Below are 15,436 nucleotides of genomic sequence, written 5' to 3'. Positions count from 1 at the left end.
CGGGCATACCGGGCCGTGGCCGGGTACGCCACCATGGCGTACGGACGAATCATGGCATAAATGACAAAAGCGTGGAATACCGCTTGGCCTGCGCATCGCTCCACGCCGTGTCTCAGGCCTGTCATCCGCACGTTGACAATCAAATAAAAAGAAAAAACGACAAATAATTAATTAAAACGAATAACGTTTCAAAACAATTGATTAAAACAAATACGGAGATTAAATTTGATTCTTAGGGGAAATTAGCATCAACTTCCCGGCCTCCTGCACGCCCGATCCCGTCGGACGATCGCTCAATTCATCTGGAAGGAACATTGTGAGACTGACTAACTGGAAACTGGCCACGCGCCTGGGGATGGGATTTGGCCTGCTGATGGTCTTCCTGATCATCCTGGCCGCGGTGACGATTACGCGCATCAACGCGTCGAATCAGGCCATCGGCTTCATCCTGGAAGACCGCTACGTCAAGGTCGTGCTGACCCAATCCATCGAAACCGAGATCAATGTCCAGGCGCGCGACTTGCGCAATGCGATCATTCTCGGCGCGGACGAAAAAGCGCAGATCGCGGCGCTCCTCGACAGGATCGCCGGGTCCGTGCACAGGACCGACGGATTCATGACCAAACTGAAAAGCATGATCAATACGCCGAAGGGCGAAGCCCTGTTCGAATCGCTGAACCAGGCTCGTGGGAAATATGGTGTGCCACGCACAGCGACGATGGCATTGCTGCGAGAAGGGAAAACCGCCGAGGCGGGTGCGTATTTGCTGAAGGAGGTCACGTCACCACAGGCAGAGTTTTCGGCCGCGCTGGACGCCATGTCGAGTTTCCAGGCGTCGCTGATGGAAAGTGAAGGGGCAAAGGTGCGGGCCGATGCGCAATCGGCAGTCTGGATCGCCGTTGCGCTCACCATCGGCGCCCTGATTGCCGCGACGATCGTCGCCGTGCTGACAATTCGCTCGATCACCGTGCCTGTCAACCGCGCGCTCACGCTGGCCCAGGCAGTGGCCAGCGGCGACCTGCGTCAACGAATCGACCAGACTGGTACCGATGAAATCGGGACGCTGCTGACGGCGTTGAAGAACATGACTGCGAATCTGCTGGACATCGTCGGTCAGGTACGTTCTGGCGCCAACGAGATTGCCACGGCCAGCAAGGAAATTTCGGTCGGAAACAACGACTTGTCTGCGCGGACGGAGCAGCAGGCCAGCGCGCTGGAGGAAACCGCATCATCGATGGAAGAGCTGAATTCGACCGTCAAACAGAACAGCGAGAATGTGCATCAGGCAAATGCTCTGGCACGGTCGGCGTCGGAGATTGCCCGCGAGGGTGGTGCGGTGGTTGCCGAAGTCGTCACGACGATGGGCGTGATCAGCTCTACGTCAAACAAGATCGTCGATATCATCGGCGTCATCGACGGCATCGCCTTCCAGACCAATATCCTGGCATTGAATGCGGCCGTGGAAGCGGCGCGCGCGGGCGAACAGGGGCGCGGATTTGCCGTGGTGGCCTCGGAAGTGCGTAACCTGGCCCAACGTTCGGCTGCAGCGGCCAGGGAAATCAAAATCCTGATCAGCGACTCGCTGGACAAAGTCAATGTCGGCAACGAGCTTGTCTCCAAGGCGGGCGCAACCATGACGCAAGTGGTCGGCAGCATCGAGCGCGTCACCACGATCATGGGCGATATTGCCGCTGCCGGCCGGGAGCAGGATGCCGGCATCGAGCAGATCAACCAGGCGATCACCGAAATGGACGCGGTCACGCAACAGAACGCCGCGCTGGTCGAGCAGGCGGCAGCTGCCAGCACCTCACTGCAGGAGCAGGCTGCGCAACTGGCCCGGGTGGTCAGCATCTTCCAGCTCGCAGACACGGATGCCCCAAACGCTGCACCGCGCGTACCGGATCGCCCCCGCAAGCCGGTTGCAAACGCGGTCGTGTCGACGACTCGCGCACAGGCCACCAGGCGCGCACCGGCATCAACGACGGAGCTCGCCTGGGAACAGTTCTAGCGAGTCAGCCCGGCGCTGAACGAAGCGGGCCGCCGGGCGATCAGCGCCGACAGCCGTTGCAGCCCGGCCTGCAACTGTTGACGGTCCTTGATGTTGCCCAGCGAGAGCCGGATCGCATTGACGGACTGGCTCCCTGCCGCGAAGGCATCCGCCGGCGTCACCACGATGCCTTCGCTCGCCGCGGCGGCTGCCAACTGCGCCGCGTTCCAGCAGGCGGGCAAGGTCAGCCAACCATGCAGGCCCTCGCCAGGGCCGCTGTACTGCCCGGCCAGGGCAGAGCGCGCCATCCGCTGGCGCAGGCGCGCTTCGTCGCGTATGCCCTGCATCAATCTGGCGGCTGACCCGTCGACGATCCACTGGGTGGCCAGCGCGACCGATAGTGGCGTGGCCAGCAAGGCGAATGATCGCAGCGCCGCCAGGAAGCGGGCGCGCTGGTCCGGGTCGGGCAGGACCACGAACGCGACACGCAAACCGGGGGCCAGGCATTTCGACAAGGTCGAGACGTACAGCACGTGGTCTGGGGCAAGTGTCGCGATCGGCGGCGGCGGGGCGTCCGCCAGCAGCCAGTAGGGATCGTCCTCGAGAATGCGCACGTCGCAGCGCTGCGCGATGCCGGCAAGCGCCTGGCGCCGGCTCGGGGGCATCGTGACCGCAGTCGGGTTCTGCAAGGTGGGATTGAGGTAGATAAGCCCGGGCTTGTCGCGGCGGCAGGCTTGCTCGAGCCGCTCGGGGACCATCCCATGTTCGTCGGCCTCCACAGCCACAAGGCGTCGGCCCAGATGGGTCACGGCGTCGCGCAAACCGGGGTAACCCATCGGTTCAGCCAATACCGTGTCGCCTGGCGCTGTGTGTGCAAGGATGGCGGCGGCGATCGCTGCCTGCGCACCCGGACAGACCACGATGTGCGCGGGATCCAGTCGTCCGCACATCGGTTCGAGCCAGGTGGCGCCAGCCTGGCGGTCAGCATCGCTGCCCCCGCCCAGATGATAGGCCATCAACAGTTGATTGTCGGCACTCAGCAGCACCTGGGACAAGCCCTGTTTCAGCATGTCGTCGACGTCCACGCCGGCAGGCGGTGGGGGCGTGTTCATGCTCAGGTCGATCACCGCGGCGAAGCCGACTTTCGGAGCGGCCACGTACGTGCCGCGCGCGCCGCGCCCCTCCAGCAGGTTGCGGCGCCGGGCTTCATCGTAGGCGCGCGTGACGGTGGTCAGGTCGATGTCCAGTTGTACTGCCAAGTGGCGCTGCGGCGGCAGGCGGTCACCCGGCGCCAGCGATCCGGCCACGATGGCCGCTTGCAACGCATCCGCAATCTGCAAAAAACGGGGACCGCCATTCGTGGTCAAATGCGGCAGCCAGACGGGAACCTGCGGGTCGGGCACGGGCCTTGCCTGGGACATTTTGTCTCGATGTATGGAAATTGCTTTCAAGTAGTATGCTTGAAAACTCTCCCCGCCGGCGCTGTCGTTACTTCATCGACCGTGTGCGGCAACAGCCTGGAAATATGCACAACAATGGAATGGTTCCCGATCGTCTTCTTTACCTTCAAAGCGCTCGTGCTCGGCACGGGCATGTTTTTCGCCATCAAGTGGCATTACGATCAGGGCAAGAAAAAGAATGGCATGGACCGGCGCACGCTGGTGATCGGCGTGGCCAAGGTCGTCCTCATCTTCGTGGTTCTGCTCGCGGTGCTCGGCTACCTGACGCTGTTACTGGTGCGCAAGCTCGGCCTGGACTGGACCATCCCCTGACGACAGGCGGGGCCTCGTCAAGGCGTGCTGCGAAAGCGCTTGGTGATGCCGGCCCAGCACTGCTGATAATCCCCCTGCAATTGCGGTGACGCCAGCGCCTGCGCGGTGGGCACCAGCACATTGCGGGTCTCGAACATGAACGCCATCGTGTCGCTCACCTTGTGCGGCTGGCGCGTGTCGGCGCTGCTGGCCTTGTCGAAGGTTGCGGCGTCCGGCCCGTGCCCGCTCATGCAGTTGTGCACGCTCGAGCCACCCGGCACGAAGCCGTCGGCCTTGGCATCGTAGGCGCCGTGAATCAATCCCATGAACTCGCTGGCCACATTGCGGTGGAACCAGGGCGGGCGGAACGTGTCTTCGGCCACCAGCCAGCGTGGCGGGAAGATCACGAAGTCGAGCGTGTCGACGCCGGGCGTGTCCGATGGCGCTTGCAGCACGAGGAAGATCGACGGATCGGGATGGTCGTAGCTGATCGACCCGATGGCATTGAAATGACGCAGGTCGTATTTGTACGGCGCATAGTTGCCGTGCCACGCGACCACGTCCAGCGGCGAGTGGCCGATCGGCGCGCGCCAGAGCCGCCCGCCGAACTTGGTGACCAGCTCGAAATCGCCTTCGAGATCCTCGTAGTGCGCCACCGGCGTCAGGAAGTCGCGCGGATTGGCCAGCCCGTTCGAGCCGATCGGGCCCATGTCGGGCAGTTGCAGCAGCGCGCCGAAGTTCTCGCACAGGTAGCCGCGCGCTTCGCCATCGGGCAACATCACCTGAAAACGCACACCGCGCGGGATCACGGCGATTTCCTGCGGCTCGACGTCCAGCACGCCCAGTTCGGTGGCAATGCGCAGGCGCCCCAGTTGCGGCACGATCAGCAGTTCGGCGTCCGCATTGTAGAAATAGCGGCCGTCCATCGAGCGGTTGGCCGCATACAGGTGCACGGCGCAGCCCGTCATCGCCTCGGCCGAGCCATTGCCTGCCATCGTCACCCAGCCATCGATGAAGTCGGTCGGCACTGTCGGCATCGGCAGCGGACTCCAGCGCAACTGATTTGGCGGCGCGGCATTGTCGAAGCGGCTGACCAGGCGCGGCGCGTCCAGCGGCACGAAGCTGCCATGCACGGCCGCCGGCCGGATCCGGTACAGCCACGAGCGCCGGTTATGGCTGCGCGGGGCGGTGAACGCGGTGCCGGAAATCTGCTCGGCATACAGTCCGTACGCCACTTGCTGCGGCGAATTGCGGTGCTGCGGCAGGGCGCCGGGCAGCGCTTCGGTGGCGAATTCGTTGCCGAAGCCGGACGAGTAACCGGACGGGTGGGTCATGCTGTGTCTCCTGGAACAGGTGTTGGGCGTGCGATTGCGGGTCGATGGCAGCACTCTAGAATAATCCCGTCAGTTTTACGAGATGAATAGAAAAATGTAGACTATTGATTCCATGAATACTGCTGGCTTCTACCACCACCACCCGTGGACAATGCGCCAGCACCACCAAACACCATGATCGAACCGCGCACCATCGACCTGAATTTGCTGTCCGTGTTCCAGGAAGTCTATCGGGAGCGCCAGATTTCCAGCGCCGCCCGCCGTCTTGGCCTGAGCCAGTCGGCGGTGAGCAATGCGCTGGCGCGGCTGCGACGCGCCTTTGGCGACGAGCTGTTCGTGCGGACCGCGAGCGGGATGCAGCCGACGCCGCTGGCGACGCAGATGGCCGAACCGATCGGGGCGGCGATGGCGCAGGTGGCGCTGGCGCTGAACCAGCGCAGCCGGTTCGAGCCGGCCACGAGCAGCCGCCGCTTCGTGCTGGCGATGACCGATGTGGGCGAGGTGTACTTCATGCCGACGCTGATCGAGCGCTGCCGGCAGCTGGCGCCGCACGTGGAACTCAGTTCGGTGCGCGTGGGCGCGGCGACGCTGAAGGAAGAAATGGAAGGCGGGCGGGTCGACCTGGCTGTGGGCCCGTTCGAGGATGTATCCGATGCGCTGTACCAGCGGCACCTGTTTCGCCAGCCGTTCGTGACGATGTTCCGCAAGGGGCATCCGCTGGGCAAGGGCGAATTGACGCTGGCGCGCTTCGCGGCGGCCGAGCATTTGCTGGTGGACGCGGCCGACAGCCCGTACGACCGCGTCAACGCAGTGCTGGCCCGGGCCGGGATTGCGCCGGCGACGCGCTTTCGGGTGCCGCACTTTACGGCGGTGCCGTACATCGTCAGTTCGAGCGACCTGGTGGTGACGGTGCCGCAAAAACTGGCCGAACGGGCCGGCCTGCCGTTCGCACTCGAATGGGCAACGCCGCCACTGGATCTGCCGCCGCTGCAAACGAATATTTTTTGGCACCGCCGCTTCAACCAGGATCCGGGCAATGTGTGGTTGCGCGGTTTGCTGGCCGACGTGTTCGCGGAATGACCGTCAACGCAAGACCGTATACAAGGAAGAGACAATGGCAGACCTGTTTGACAATCCCATGGGCCTGATGGGCTTCGAGTTCGTCGAGTTCGCTTCGCCAACCCCGGGCGTGCTCGAACCCGTGTTCGAGGCGCTGGGCTTTACCAAGGTGGCCGTGCACCGCTCGAAGGACGTCACGCTGTATCGCCAGGGCGGGATCAACTTCATCATCAACAACGAGCCGAAAAGCTACGCGGCCTATTTCTCGGCCGAGCATGGCCCGTCGGCCTGCGGCATGGCGTTCCGTGTGCGCGATGCGCACAAGGCCTATGCCAGGGCGCTGGAACTGGGCGCCCAGGCGGTCGAGATCCCGACCGGCCCGATGGAGCTGCGCCTGCCGGCGATCCGCGGCATCGGCGGCGCGCCGCTGTACCTGATCGACCGCTTTGACGAAGGCGACACGACCGGCAAATCGATCTATGACATCGACTTCCGCTTCATCGAGGGCGTGCCGCGCAATCCGGAAGGCCACGGCCTGAAGATCATCGACCACCTGACGCACAATGTGTACCGCGGCCGCATGTCGTACTGGGCCGGCTTCTACGAGAAGCTGTTCAACTTCCGTGAAATCCGCTACTTCGACATCAAGGGCGAGTACACGGGCCTGACCTCGAAGGCGATGACGGCGCCGGACGGCATGATCCGCATCCCGCTGAACGAAGAAGGCAAGGCGGGCGGCGGCCAGATCGAGGAATTCCTGATGCAGTTCAACGGCGAAGGCATCCAGCACATCGCGCTCTTGAGCGAAGACCTGATCGCCACGGTCGACAGCCTGCGCGCCGCTGGCGTGCCGTTGATGACGGCGCCACCCGAGACGTATTACGAAATGCTCGACGAACGCATCCCGGGCCATGGCGAAGATGCCGAGCAGCTCAAGATGCGCGGCCTGCTGCTCGACGGCACGGTCACGGACGGCAAGGCGCGCCTGCTGGTGCAGATCTTCGGCGTGGCGCAACTGGGCCCGGTGTTTTTCGAATTCATCCAGCGCAAGGGTGACGACGGTTTCGGCGAAGGCAACTTCAAGGCGCTGTTCGAATCGATCGAGCGCGACCAGGTCAAGCGCGGGGCCCTTGGCGCCGCCAGCGAGGCAACCACCGCTGCCTGACCAGTAATTTGTTATCCTGCGTGTTTGCGGCGGCCCCTGGCCGCCGTCTTGCATCAAGGAGAAAGCATGCTGGCGGCGTTCGCAGTCCTGTTGTTGTTCCAATGCCTGGGGGAGGGCGTCGTCTTCGTATTGCGCCTGCCGCTGCCCGGCCCCGTTGCCGGCATGCTGCTGCTCGTGGCGGCGCTGATCATGTTCCCAAAATTGCAGTTGCTGGTCGAGCAGGCCGCCAATGCGCTGCTGGCGCATCTGTCGCTGCTGTTCGTGCCGGCCGGCGTGGGCATCGTCGTGGCCGCAAGCAGCGGCAGCGGTCACTGGCTGGCGATTGTCGCATCGGTTGTCGTGAGCACGCTGCTGGCGCTGGCCGTCACCGGCCTGCTGCTGCGCGGCATGAAGGGCGGGACTGCGAAAGACCGCGATGCCTGATTTCGCCGGCCTGCACCAGTTCTGGGTTTACCTGGCGGCCTCGCCGTTGCTTGGTTTGACCATGACGCTGTGCGCCTATCTGGCCGCGCAGCGCATCGGCGCCTGGTGCAAGGGCGCGCCGATCGCCAACCCGGTCGCGATCGCGATTGCCATCGTGGTGGGCATCCTGAGCCTGTCCGGCATGTCCTATGAACGGTATTTCGCCGGCGCGCAGTTCGTGCACTTCCTGCTCGGCCCGGCGACCGTGGCGCTGGCCGTCCCGCTGGTGCGCCAGCTGCCGCGCCTGCGCCAGCACTGGCTGCCCCTGACAGCGGCGCTGCTGGCCGGCTGCGTGACGGCGATCGTGTCGGTGGTCGTAGTGGCGCAGTTGCTGGGCGCAACGCCCGCACTGATCGCCACGCTCGCGCCCAAATCGGTCACGTCGCCGATCGCCATGGCCGTGGCCGAGCGGCTGGGCGGCCTGCCTTCGCTGACCGCCGCGCTGGTGATTGGCACCGGCATCTTTGGCGCCATCTTCTCGACCTGGTTGTTCCAGCTTCTGCGCGTGCGCCCGGACGCGGCGCGCGGGTTCGCCATGGGCCTGGCCGCGCACGGGATCGGCACGGCGCGCGCGTTCCAGCTCAGCCCCGAGATGGGGGCGTTTGCGGGACTCGCGATGGGGTTGAATGGCGCGCTGACGGCGCTGCTTGCTCCCTGGCTGGTGCCGCTCGTGACGCGCTGGATGGCGTAAAGTCTGCGCTGCGCCGCACAATCGATGCAGGGATTACGCTGACGCTTCGATGACTTTCCTGAGCAGATCGTGACCGACCATAAAACAATCAGTCTGGCCATCCAGGGCGGCGGCAGTTATGGCGCCTATGGCTGGGGTGTGCTCGACCGCCTTCTGCAGGAGCCGGGATTGCAGATCGACGCGCTCAGCGGGTCAAGCGCCGGCGCGGTCAATGCGGTCGTCATTGCAGACGGCTATGCACGCGGGGGCGGGCGCGAAGGTGCGCGCAAGGCACTCGACAAGTTCTGGCGCGCGATCGGCACGGCTGCGTCGATGAGTCCGCTGCAGCGCACGCCGCTCGACCGCATGGCGCCGCATTTCACGATGGCGTTTTCGCCGGTGTACCACTTGCTGGAAATGGCGGGTGCCATGGCTGGTCCGACGCTGGAAGGGCCGCTGACGCTCAATCCGCTGCGCCACTTTCTCGCAGCCACCATCGACTTCGAGCGGGTACGCGCCTGTGAAGAGCTGCAGCTGTTCATTGCCGCGACCAATGTGCGCACCGGCACGGGCAAGCTGTTCAGGCGCGACGAGATGGATGTCCAGCGACTCCTGGCCTCGGCCTGCCTGCCAACCGTCTTTGCTGCGGTCGAGGTCGATGGCGAGATGTACTGGGATGGCAGCTACGTGGCCAATCCACCGCTGGCGCCGCTGATGGCGCACGGCGATGGAACAGATGTGGTGATCATCCAGAACAATCCCATCGCCCGTCCCGACATGCCGCGCACGGTGGCCGACATTGCCAATCGCGCCAACGAGATCGCGTTCAACATCAGTTTCGTCCGTGAAGTCAGCGCAGTGCAGTTTTTCGGAAGCGCGACGGATGAAATGCGCGGTGCGGGGGCGACGCCTGCCGCCAAGTTTTTGCACCTGATCAGCGGTAACGAGCACCTGGCGGCGCATGGCATTTCTGCCAAATTCAGTGCCGAGATGCCTTTCCTGCAGCACTTGCACGATCTTGGCGTGGCCTCGGCCGATACCTGGCTAAAGGAGAATGGGGTCCATCTCGGCGCGAAATCGACACTTGACCCAATGCCCGTCTTTTATCCCGACCTGTAGAACGTAAAAAACACCGTCGCCGTTGCCGGGGGCGGTGCTTGACAGCGACGCTGTGCTACGTCGGCGACGCGTTATGCGTCCGTCGATTTTTCCTGCCAGGTCTTCTTGGGCGTCAGTGCGAAGGCCGCAATCAGGGCGCCAATTACGCCGACAGCAAGCGCCGTGCTGCTGCCGGAGAAGCCAACCAGATGTTCCTTGGCCAGCTTGCCCGCCTTTGGACCGACGAGCTGGAGGCGGCGACGCGTCATCGCGGCGCCCAGCTCCGACAGGCGCGCCTTGCCCAGGATGTTCTCGGCATCGGGCAGCAGGCGCGTTTCTTCGTCGGCCACGTGATGAATCACGTCGCGCATCAATTCCATCACCAGATCATCGTGGCGCGGATCGGCGCCGCTGGTGCGGCGCAGCTGGGCAATCAGGCGGCGCATGTCGTCGTGTTCCGGTTCAGCCTCATGGATGAACGACTGCTTCGCATCTTCGCGCCGCATCACGGGATAGAAAATCTCTTCTTCCAGCGTTGCATGGATTTCCAGTGCATCGCAGATGGTGTCGGCCAATGCTTTCTTGACCGTCGGGCTTTTGTCGCTCGAGTACTGGTGGAACGTGACCATGACGTGGGAATGATCAAAGCGGATCATGTCAGTGATGGTCGGGCTGAGTTGTTTGAGATTGAACATGGTTGTACCCCCGATGTGATTGTTTGTTCACTATCGTGAGCCAGTCCGGGGACCTTGGCTGTAGGCGCGCGTGCCGGTCCCATGTCAGTCATATTCCAGCTGGCGCAGCCGAACCCGGTGGAGTGTTGATTTGAAATAACATTGTGTCAAATTAGTCCTACACGAACTCGAGATTACAACTTACGGATGACCAATAGTTGTCATGAGATTATGTGGTCACTGGGCTGCCGATCGAGACGACGGCCCGTCCTGGACGGTCACGCATGACGCGTGCCGCAAGGATGATCACCCATTTGAGGATACTTTCATGTTTGCTCACAATAAGCGTTTGCAGTACACCGTGCGCGTCAGCGGCCCCAATCCCGGCCTGGCGAATCTGATGCTCGAACAGTTCGGCGGCCCGCAGGGCGAACTTGCCGCCGCCATGCGCTACTTCACCCAGGCAGTTGCCGAGGACGATCCAGGCCGCAAGGACCTGCTGTTCGATATCGCGACCGAAGAGCTGAGCCACCTCGAAGTCATCGGCAATATCGTTGCGATGCTCAACAAGGGTGCCAAAGGCCGTCTGGCCGAAGGGGTCGACATGGAAGCCGACACCTACCGCAGTATCACGGGTGCCGGTAACGACAGTCACATCACCCAGGTGCTGTACGGCGCTGGCGTGCCGTTGACCAATTCGGCCGGTGTGCCATGGACGGCAGCCTACATCGACTCGATCACCGAGCCAAGCGCCGATCTGCGGTCGAACATCGCCGCCGAAGCACGCGCCAAGATCGTCTACGAGCGGCTGATTTCACTGACCGACGACCCGGGCGTCAAGGAAGCACTGGGTTTCCTGATGACGCGCGAAGTGGCACACATGAAGTCGTTCGAAAAAGCGCTGTACGCGATGGAACCGAACTTCCCGCCCGGGAAAATGCCCGTGGTGCCGGCGTTTTCCAGCGTCTACTACAATATGTCGCAGGGCGACGGTGAGGTGCGCGGCGCATGGAACCAGGGCGCCGACTGGGACTTCATCAGCGACCGCGACAAGCAGATGGCCGTCGATGGCGGCGCGGGCGATGCCGAAGTGGCGCTGCCGACCGACGATATCGACGTGCTGGAAATGATGGCGGCGCGGACGCTGTCGGACCCGATGGCCATGCCGCGCACCGGTTCCGAACTGGGCATGATGCAATCTGCATCCGGTGGTACGATAGGTGGTAGTAGCGGAAATGCAATGGGCGAGCCGACGGTGGCCTCGCGCGGCGGTCCGCTTGATGACACCGGTATCGCCAAGACAAAGAAGGCCCGCGTCAAAAAAACGTCGTAACCAGAACGCACAGCTTTTGCCCACGCCGCCTGCCACATGATCTGTGGCAGGCGGCATTCAGTTATCAGGAAGCCGCATGGATAGTCAAGTCGAGAAAGCCCCACCACACCGTGGCATGCCGAGCTGGCTTACCCCACGTCGCGCGATCGGTTTCGCTATCTGTACCGTTGTCTTGTTTATCCTGATCGGCAGTATGATCGAGCAGTTCATGAATGCCAACCCGAAGATGCTGGCCGCCTTGCTCGGCGGCAGCGCGGCAGCAGCGGCGACCGCGCTCGGCACGCTGCCCGTCTTGTTTGCCCAGAATTTTTCTCGTCGTACTTACGATTCATTCCTCGGTTTCGGCGCCGGCGTGATGCTGGGCGCCACCGCGTTTTCGCTCGTCATTCCGGCGCTCAATGCGGCTTCCTCGGCCGGCGCAGGCAGCTGGGAAGCCAGCCTGATGGTGGGCGCCGGCATCCTGGCCGGGGCCGGTGCGATTCTCCTGATGAGTCGCGCGGTGCACACCGACAGCATTCTCTCCAGCGATCCCGACCAGGTGTCGCTGCGGCGCGCGTGGCTGTTTGTCTGGGCGGTGGCGTTGCATAACCTGCCGGAAGGCCTTGCCATTGGCGTTGCCTTCGCCGGCATCGACCTCGAAAAAGCCACGTCGCTGGCCACGGGCGTGTCGATCCAGGATGTGCCGGAAGGCCTCGTGGTGGCGCTGGCGCTGCATTCTGTCGGTTACAGCCGCCTGGGGGCGGTCGGCATGGGGATCGTGTCGGGCCTGATCGAGCCGATTGCCGCCGTGTTCGGCGTTGCGCTGATCGGTATCGCCGCCGGCCTGCTGCCGTATGCACTGGCCGCTGCTGCCGGCGCCATGCTGCTCGTCATCGTCAACGATGTGATTCCCGAATCGCGCCAGTCCGGCAATGGCACCCAGGCCAGCATCGCGCTGGTGATCGGGTTCATCGTGATGACGGTGCTCGATACCGCGCTGGCCTGAGCCGCGCGCAATATCACATCACCAGCATGGCGTCGCGCTGCGCGCCTGGCGATGCGCCGCCAGCTGCGCGGGTGAAGCAACTGGCCGGCACCAGCGGCCGGTCGACGTAGTAGCCCTGGATTTCGTCGCAGCCGAAGCGCTTCAGTTCACACAACTGCTCGAGATTTTCCACACCTTCGGCCACCACCTTCAGGTTCAGGCTGTGGGCCAGGTTGATGACGGCGCGGGTAATCGCCGCATCGTCGCTGTCGTGCGGCAGGTCGCGCACGAAGGTGCGGTCGATCTTGAGCGCGTCGAGCGGGAACCGCTTCAGGTATGCCAGGCTCGAGTAGCCGGTACCGAAATCGTCAATGGACAGGCGCATGCCCAGTGCCTTGATCCGTCCCAGGGTCTCCACCGCAGCGTCCGGGTTCATCATCAGCATCGATTCGGTCAGCTCGAACTCGAGCAGTGCCGGTGCGATGCCGCTGGCCGTCACGATGCGCTCGATTGTCGCGGCCAGATCATCCTGCTCGAGCTGGCGCGCGGACAGGTTGATCGCCACCGGCACGATCGGAAATCCGTCGGCGCGCCAGGCGCCGAGCTGGCGGCAGACTTCCGCCACAACCCATTCGCCTACCGCGATGATGAGCCCCGTGTCTTCGAGGATGCTGATGAACGCGAGCGGCGGCACGAGGCCACGCTCCGGGTGGTTCCAGCGCAGCAGGGCTTCGAAGCCGCTGGTCCTGCCCGTCACGAGGTCGAGCTTCGGCTGATAGTGCAGCAGGAATTCGCGCCGCTCCAGCGCCTGGTGCAGCTCGGCTTCGAGCTTGATGCGCTGGGTGGTGGCGTCGTGCATGGCGGCGCTGAAAAACTGGAAATTGCCGCGGCCATTGTTCTTTGCCGCATACATGGCCGTGTCGGCGCTCTTGAGCAGCGCCTCCGCGTTGGCGCCGTCTTCCGGATAGCGCGCCACGCCGATGCTGGCCGAGACGAACAGTTGCTGGCCCTGCAGCAGGAAGGGCGCCGCCAGCGCGTCGATGATCTTGGTGCACAGCGTGCCGATGTCGCCGTCGTCCACGACGTCGGGCAGGATCAGCGCGAATTCGTCGCCGCCCAGCCGCGCGACCAGGTCGCCGGGACGGGCGCAGGCCTGCAGGCGCTTGGTGGCAAGAACCAGGAGCTGGTCGCCAACGCCATGCCCCAGCATGTCGTTGACCTTCTTGAAATGGTCCAGGTCGATGAACATGACGCCTGCGCGGCGTGCCTGCGCGGCTGCCGCGCCGATCGCCTGGTCGAGGGACTCGGACAGGTGGCGCCGGTTCGGCAGGTCGGTCAGGGCGTCGTATTGCGCCAGATAGGTCAGGCGCTGCTGCGCCGTGTGACGTTCGATCGTGGTTGCCAGGATGTGCGTAATGCTGCGCAGGAAGTTGCGGTCGTCCGGCGCGAACTGGCGTGCATCGTCGCCGAACACGGCCAGCACGCCAAACGGGCTTTCCGTGCAAATCACGCAGGCATCGGCGCTGCTGCGCACCTGGTAAGCGTCGCCGACTGGCACGAACAGGGGGCGCAGCAGATCGGCCGGCTCCTGCTGCGGCATCGGGCCCAGCGGGCAGTCGAGCGCGAAGCCGGTGGCCGCAGCCAGTGTGCCGCTGCCAGCGCGCAGCACCAGTGAACGCCCGATCGGCGCCGGTTCCAGCGAAAACAGTGCTGCGGACGGCGCGTCCAGGCCGGTTGCCGCGGCCTGCACCGCCTCCTGGAACACGTGGTGCAGATCGGTGGCCGTCAGGGCCACGCGACCCAGCTCCGCGATCAGGTTCTCGCGGCGGGCCGTGGCCAGGATCGTGCGCTCGAACGCCTTGCGCTCGGTGATGTCGATATCGATGCAGATATAGCGTTCCACGCCACCGGCGTCGAACATCGGCACGATCGTGCGGTGCCATTGCAGCGTGCGGTCGCGCCCGGCAATCGTGACATCCCCCTGCCAGACCACCGGCGCCGGCGTCCAGGCCGGTGCCGCACCGGTGATGCTCAGGCTCGCCAGGGGCTGGCCCACGACCTCGTCGCGCGACAGGCCGCTGTTGGCGATGAACTGGTCGTTGACCACGGCAATGCGGCCCTCGACATCGATCTCGGACACGATTGCGGCCTGGTCCATCGCGCTCTTGTGCTGGACCAGTGAATTCATCAGGAGTTCGATGCGCTCGCCATACTGCACGCGCAGGCTGGCCGTGCCCCGGTTGACGGCGAGGATCGCTTCCTGGATCTCGAGCGGCGCATCTTCGTGCAATGGCGCCTCGGCCGTGACCAGGCCTGCAGCGACGTCATGCTCGAAGGCGCGCAGACCGCCGAGCCGTTCCAGCCACCGGCGCAGCAGCACGCGCATCAGGAGCAGGCTGGCCGAGGCCAGTACCAGTGCCATCGCCGCGGTTTCCATGACGAGCTGCCACAGTTGCGCCGCGAGCCGGTTCACGTCGAACGACAGGCGCATGACGCCATAATCCTTGCCGCCCACCGAGATGACCCGGTTGACATCGTAGAACCGCTCGACGATCAGCGCCGTGAACCAGGCGGGCGGGGCGGCGTGCTGGCTGTCCTGCGCCTCCAGGCTGATCGCGCCGCCGCTTACTTCGAGAAACTGCGCCCGTTTGAACGGGGACTTGACGATCATCTTGCCCAGCGTGCGCTTGACCGTGTCGTAATCGCCGATGACCACGCTCTCTTCGATCGGCTGGATCACCGCCTCGACCAGCATCAGCGCGTTGTCCTGCGTCTCTTCGATGTGCTGCAGGTACTGGTAGCGGTAGAACATGCCCAGGCCCGCCGCCATCATCAGCAGCAGCGTGGCGGCGAACACGCCGAACACGCGGCCCATCAGGGAGCGCGGCAGGAAGACACGCTTGAGCAGGCGCAGCAAAGAAGATGTCATGGCGAAGGGT

13 protein-coding genes are annotated in these 15,436 nt (G+C 64.0%); 9 read left to right on the top strand and 4 right to left on the bottom strand.

Annotation, left to right across the window (positions count from 1 at the left end; genetic code table 11):
* Positions 1-316: 316 nt before the first annotated feature.
* Positions 317-2,008 carry a methyl-accepting chemotaxis protein gene (locus AC56LN_RS12390; protein WP_499572051.1) on the top strand — a complete coding sequence of 564 codons (1,692 nt, stop codon included), beginning with the start codon at positions 317-319 and terminating at the stop codon, positions 2,006-2,008.
* Here AC56LN_RS12390 and AC56LN_RS12385 read toward each other — a convergent pair.
* Positions 2,005-3,408 (bottom strand): aminotransferase-like domain-containing protein, encoded by a 1,404-nt coding sequence (locus AC56LN_RS12385; protein ID WP_499572491.1) that lies wholly within the window; start codon positions 3,406-3,408, stop codon positions 2,005-2,007. The two genes, AC56LN_RS12390 and AC56LN_RS12385, sit on opposite strands and share 4 nt — an antisense overlap.
* 114 nt (positions 3,409-3,522) lie before the next feature.
* On the opposite strand from AC56LN_RS12385, the gene AC56LN_RS12380 reads away from it, so the two are divergent.
* Complete coding sequence (locus AC56LN_RS12380; protein WP_499572049.1) at positions 3,523-3,759, top strand: hypothetical protein; 237 nt, start codon at positions 3,523-3,525, stop codon at positions 3,757-3,759.
* A 17-nt stretch (positions 3,760-3,776) separates the two neighbouring features.
* Here AC56LN_RS12380 and hmgA read toward each other — a convergent pair whose 3' ends face one another.
* Positions 3,777-5,072, bottom strand: coding sequence for a homogentisate 1,2-dioxygenase (gene hmgA / locus AC56LN_RS12375; RefSeq protein ID WP_499572047.1), 1,296 nt, complete (start codon positions 5,070-5,072; stop codon positions 3,777-3,779).
* A gap of 174 nt (positions 5,073-5,246) precedes the next feature.
* Between hmgA and AC56LN_RS12370 the strand changes: the two genes are divergently transcribed.
* The 5 genes from AC56LN_RS12370 (at position 5,247) to AC56LN_RS12350 (ending at position 9,547) form a co-directional block, all read left to right on the top strand.
* On the top strand, positions 5,247-6,152 hold the full coding sequence (locus tag AC56LN_RS12370; RefSeq protein ID WP_482898825.1) for a LysR family transcriptional regulator: 906 nt from the start codon (positions 5,247-5,249) through the stop codon (positions 6,150-6,152).
* A 34-nt stretch (positions 6,153-6,186) separates the two neighbouring features.
* Positions 6,187-7,296, top strand: coding sequence for a 4-hydroxyphenylpyruvate dioxygenase (gene hppD / locus AC56LN_RS12365; RefSeq protein WP_499572045.1), 1,110 nt, complete (start codon positions 6,187-6,189; stop codon positions 7,294-7,296).
* Between the two features lie 66 nt (positions 7,297-7,362).
* Entirely contained in the window at positions 7,363-7,719 is a 357-nt protein-coding gene (locus AC56LN_RS12360) for a CidA/LrgA family protein (protein ID WP_499572044.1), read from the top strand.
* Positions 7,712-8,449, top strand: coding sequence for an LrgB family protein (locus AC56LN_RS12355; protein WP_499572042.1), 738 nt, complete (start codon positions 7,712-7,714; stop codon positions 8,447-8,449). The genes AC56LN_RS12360 and AC56LN_RS12355 overlap by 8 nt, the downstream gene beginning before the upstream one ends.
* A gap of 69 nt (positions 8,450-8,518) precedes the next feature.
* A complete protein-coding gene (locus AC56LN_RS12350; protein ID WP_499572040.1) occupies positions 8,519-9,547 on the top strand; it encodes a patatin-like phospholipase family protein in 1,029 nt (342 codons plus the stop codon).
* A gap of 71 nt (positions 9,548-9,618) precedes the next feature.
* On the opposite strand, the gene AC56LN_RS12345 is transcribed toward AC56LN_RS12350, so the two are convergent.
* On the bottom strand, positions 9,619-10,221 hold the full coding sequence (locus AC56LN_RS12345) for a hemerythrin domain-containing protein (protein ID WP_499572039.1): 603 nt from the start codon (positions 10,219-10,221) through the stop codon (positions 9,619-9,621).
* A 307-nt stretch (positions 10,222-10,528) separates the two neighbouring features.
* Between AC56LN_RS12345 and AC56LN_RS12340 the strand changes: the two genes are divergently transcribed.
* Both AC56LN_RS12340 and AC56LN_RS12335 read left to right on the top strand, forming a co-directional pair.
* Entirely contained in the window at positions 10,529-11,533 is a 1,005-nt protein-coding gene (locus tag AC56LN_RS12340) for a manganese catalase family protein (RefSeq protein WP_499572037.1), read from the top strand.
* Between the two features lie 76 nt (positions 11,534-11,609).
* Positions 11,610-12,518, top strand: coding sequence for a ZIP family metal transporter (locus AC56LN_RS12335; RefSeq protein WP_499572035.1), 909 nt, complete (start codon positions 11,610-11,612; stop codon positions 12,516-12,518).
* 13 nt (positions 12,519-12,531) lie between these two features.
* On the opposite strand, the gene AC56LN_RS12330 is transcribed toward AC56LN_RS12335, so the two are convergent.
* Entirely contained in the window at positions 12,532-15,426 is a 2,895-nt protein-coding gene (locus tag AC56LN_RS12330; RefSeq protein WP_499572034.1) for a putative bifunctional diguanylate cyclase/phosphodiesterase, read from the bottom strand.
* Positions 15,427-15,436 lie beyond the last annotated feature (10 nt).

The sequence above is a fragment of the Telluria sp. ZT3P26 genome (genome assembly GCF_059686035.1).
Note: the sequence above shows the minus strand (reverse complement) of the source record. Positions and strands in the feature narration are given on the sequence as shown.

Coding starts and splice junctions, on each gene's coding strand:
- AC56LN_RS12380 (WP_499572049.1), top strand. CDS start 3,523: ATGGAATGGTTCCCGATCGTCTTCTTTACCTTCAAAGCGCTCGTGCTC.
- hppD (WP_499572045.1), top strand. CDS start 6,187: ATGGCAGACCTGTTTGACAATCCCATGGGCCTGATGGGCTTCGAGTTC.
- hmgA (WP_499572047.1), bottom strand. CDS start 5,072: ATGACCCACCCGTCCGGTTACTCGTCCGGCTTCGGCAACGAATTCGCC.
- AC56LN_RS12330 (WP_499572034.1), bottom strand. CDS start 15,426: ATGACATCTTCTTTGCTGCGCCTGCTCAAGCGTGTCTTCCTGCCGCGC.
- AC56LN_RS12385 (WP_499572491.1), bottom strand. CDS start 3,408: ATGTCCCAGGCAAGGCCCGTGCCCGACCCGCAGGTTCCCGTCTGGCTG.
- AC56LN_RS12360 (WP_499572044.1), top strand. CDS start 7,363: ATGCTGGCGGCGTTCGCAGTCCTGTTGTTGTTCCAATGCCTGGGGGAG.
- AC56LN_RS12335 (WP_499572035.1), top strand. CDS start 11,610: ATGGATAGTCAAGTCGAGAAAGCCCCACCACACCGTGGCATGCCGAGC.
- AC56LN_RS12355 (WP_499572042.1), top strand. CDS start 7,712: ATGCCTGATTTCGCCGGCCTGCACCAGTTCTGGGTTTACCTGGCGGCC.
- AC56LN_RS12340 (WP_499572037.1), top strand. CDS start 10,529: ATGTTTGCTCACAATAAGCGTTTGCAGTACACCGTGCGCGTCAGCGGC.
- AC56LN_RS12345 (WP_499572039.1), bottom strand. CDS start 10,221: ATGTTCAATCTCAAACAACTCAGCCCGACCATCACTGACATGATCCGC.
- AC56LN_RS12370 (WP_482898825.1), top strand. CDS start 5,247: ATGATCGAACCGCGCACCATCGACCTGAATTTGCTGTCCGTGTTCCAG.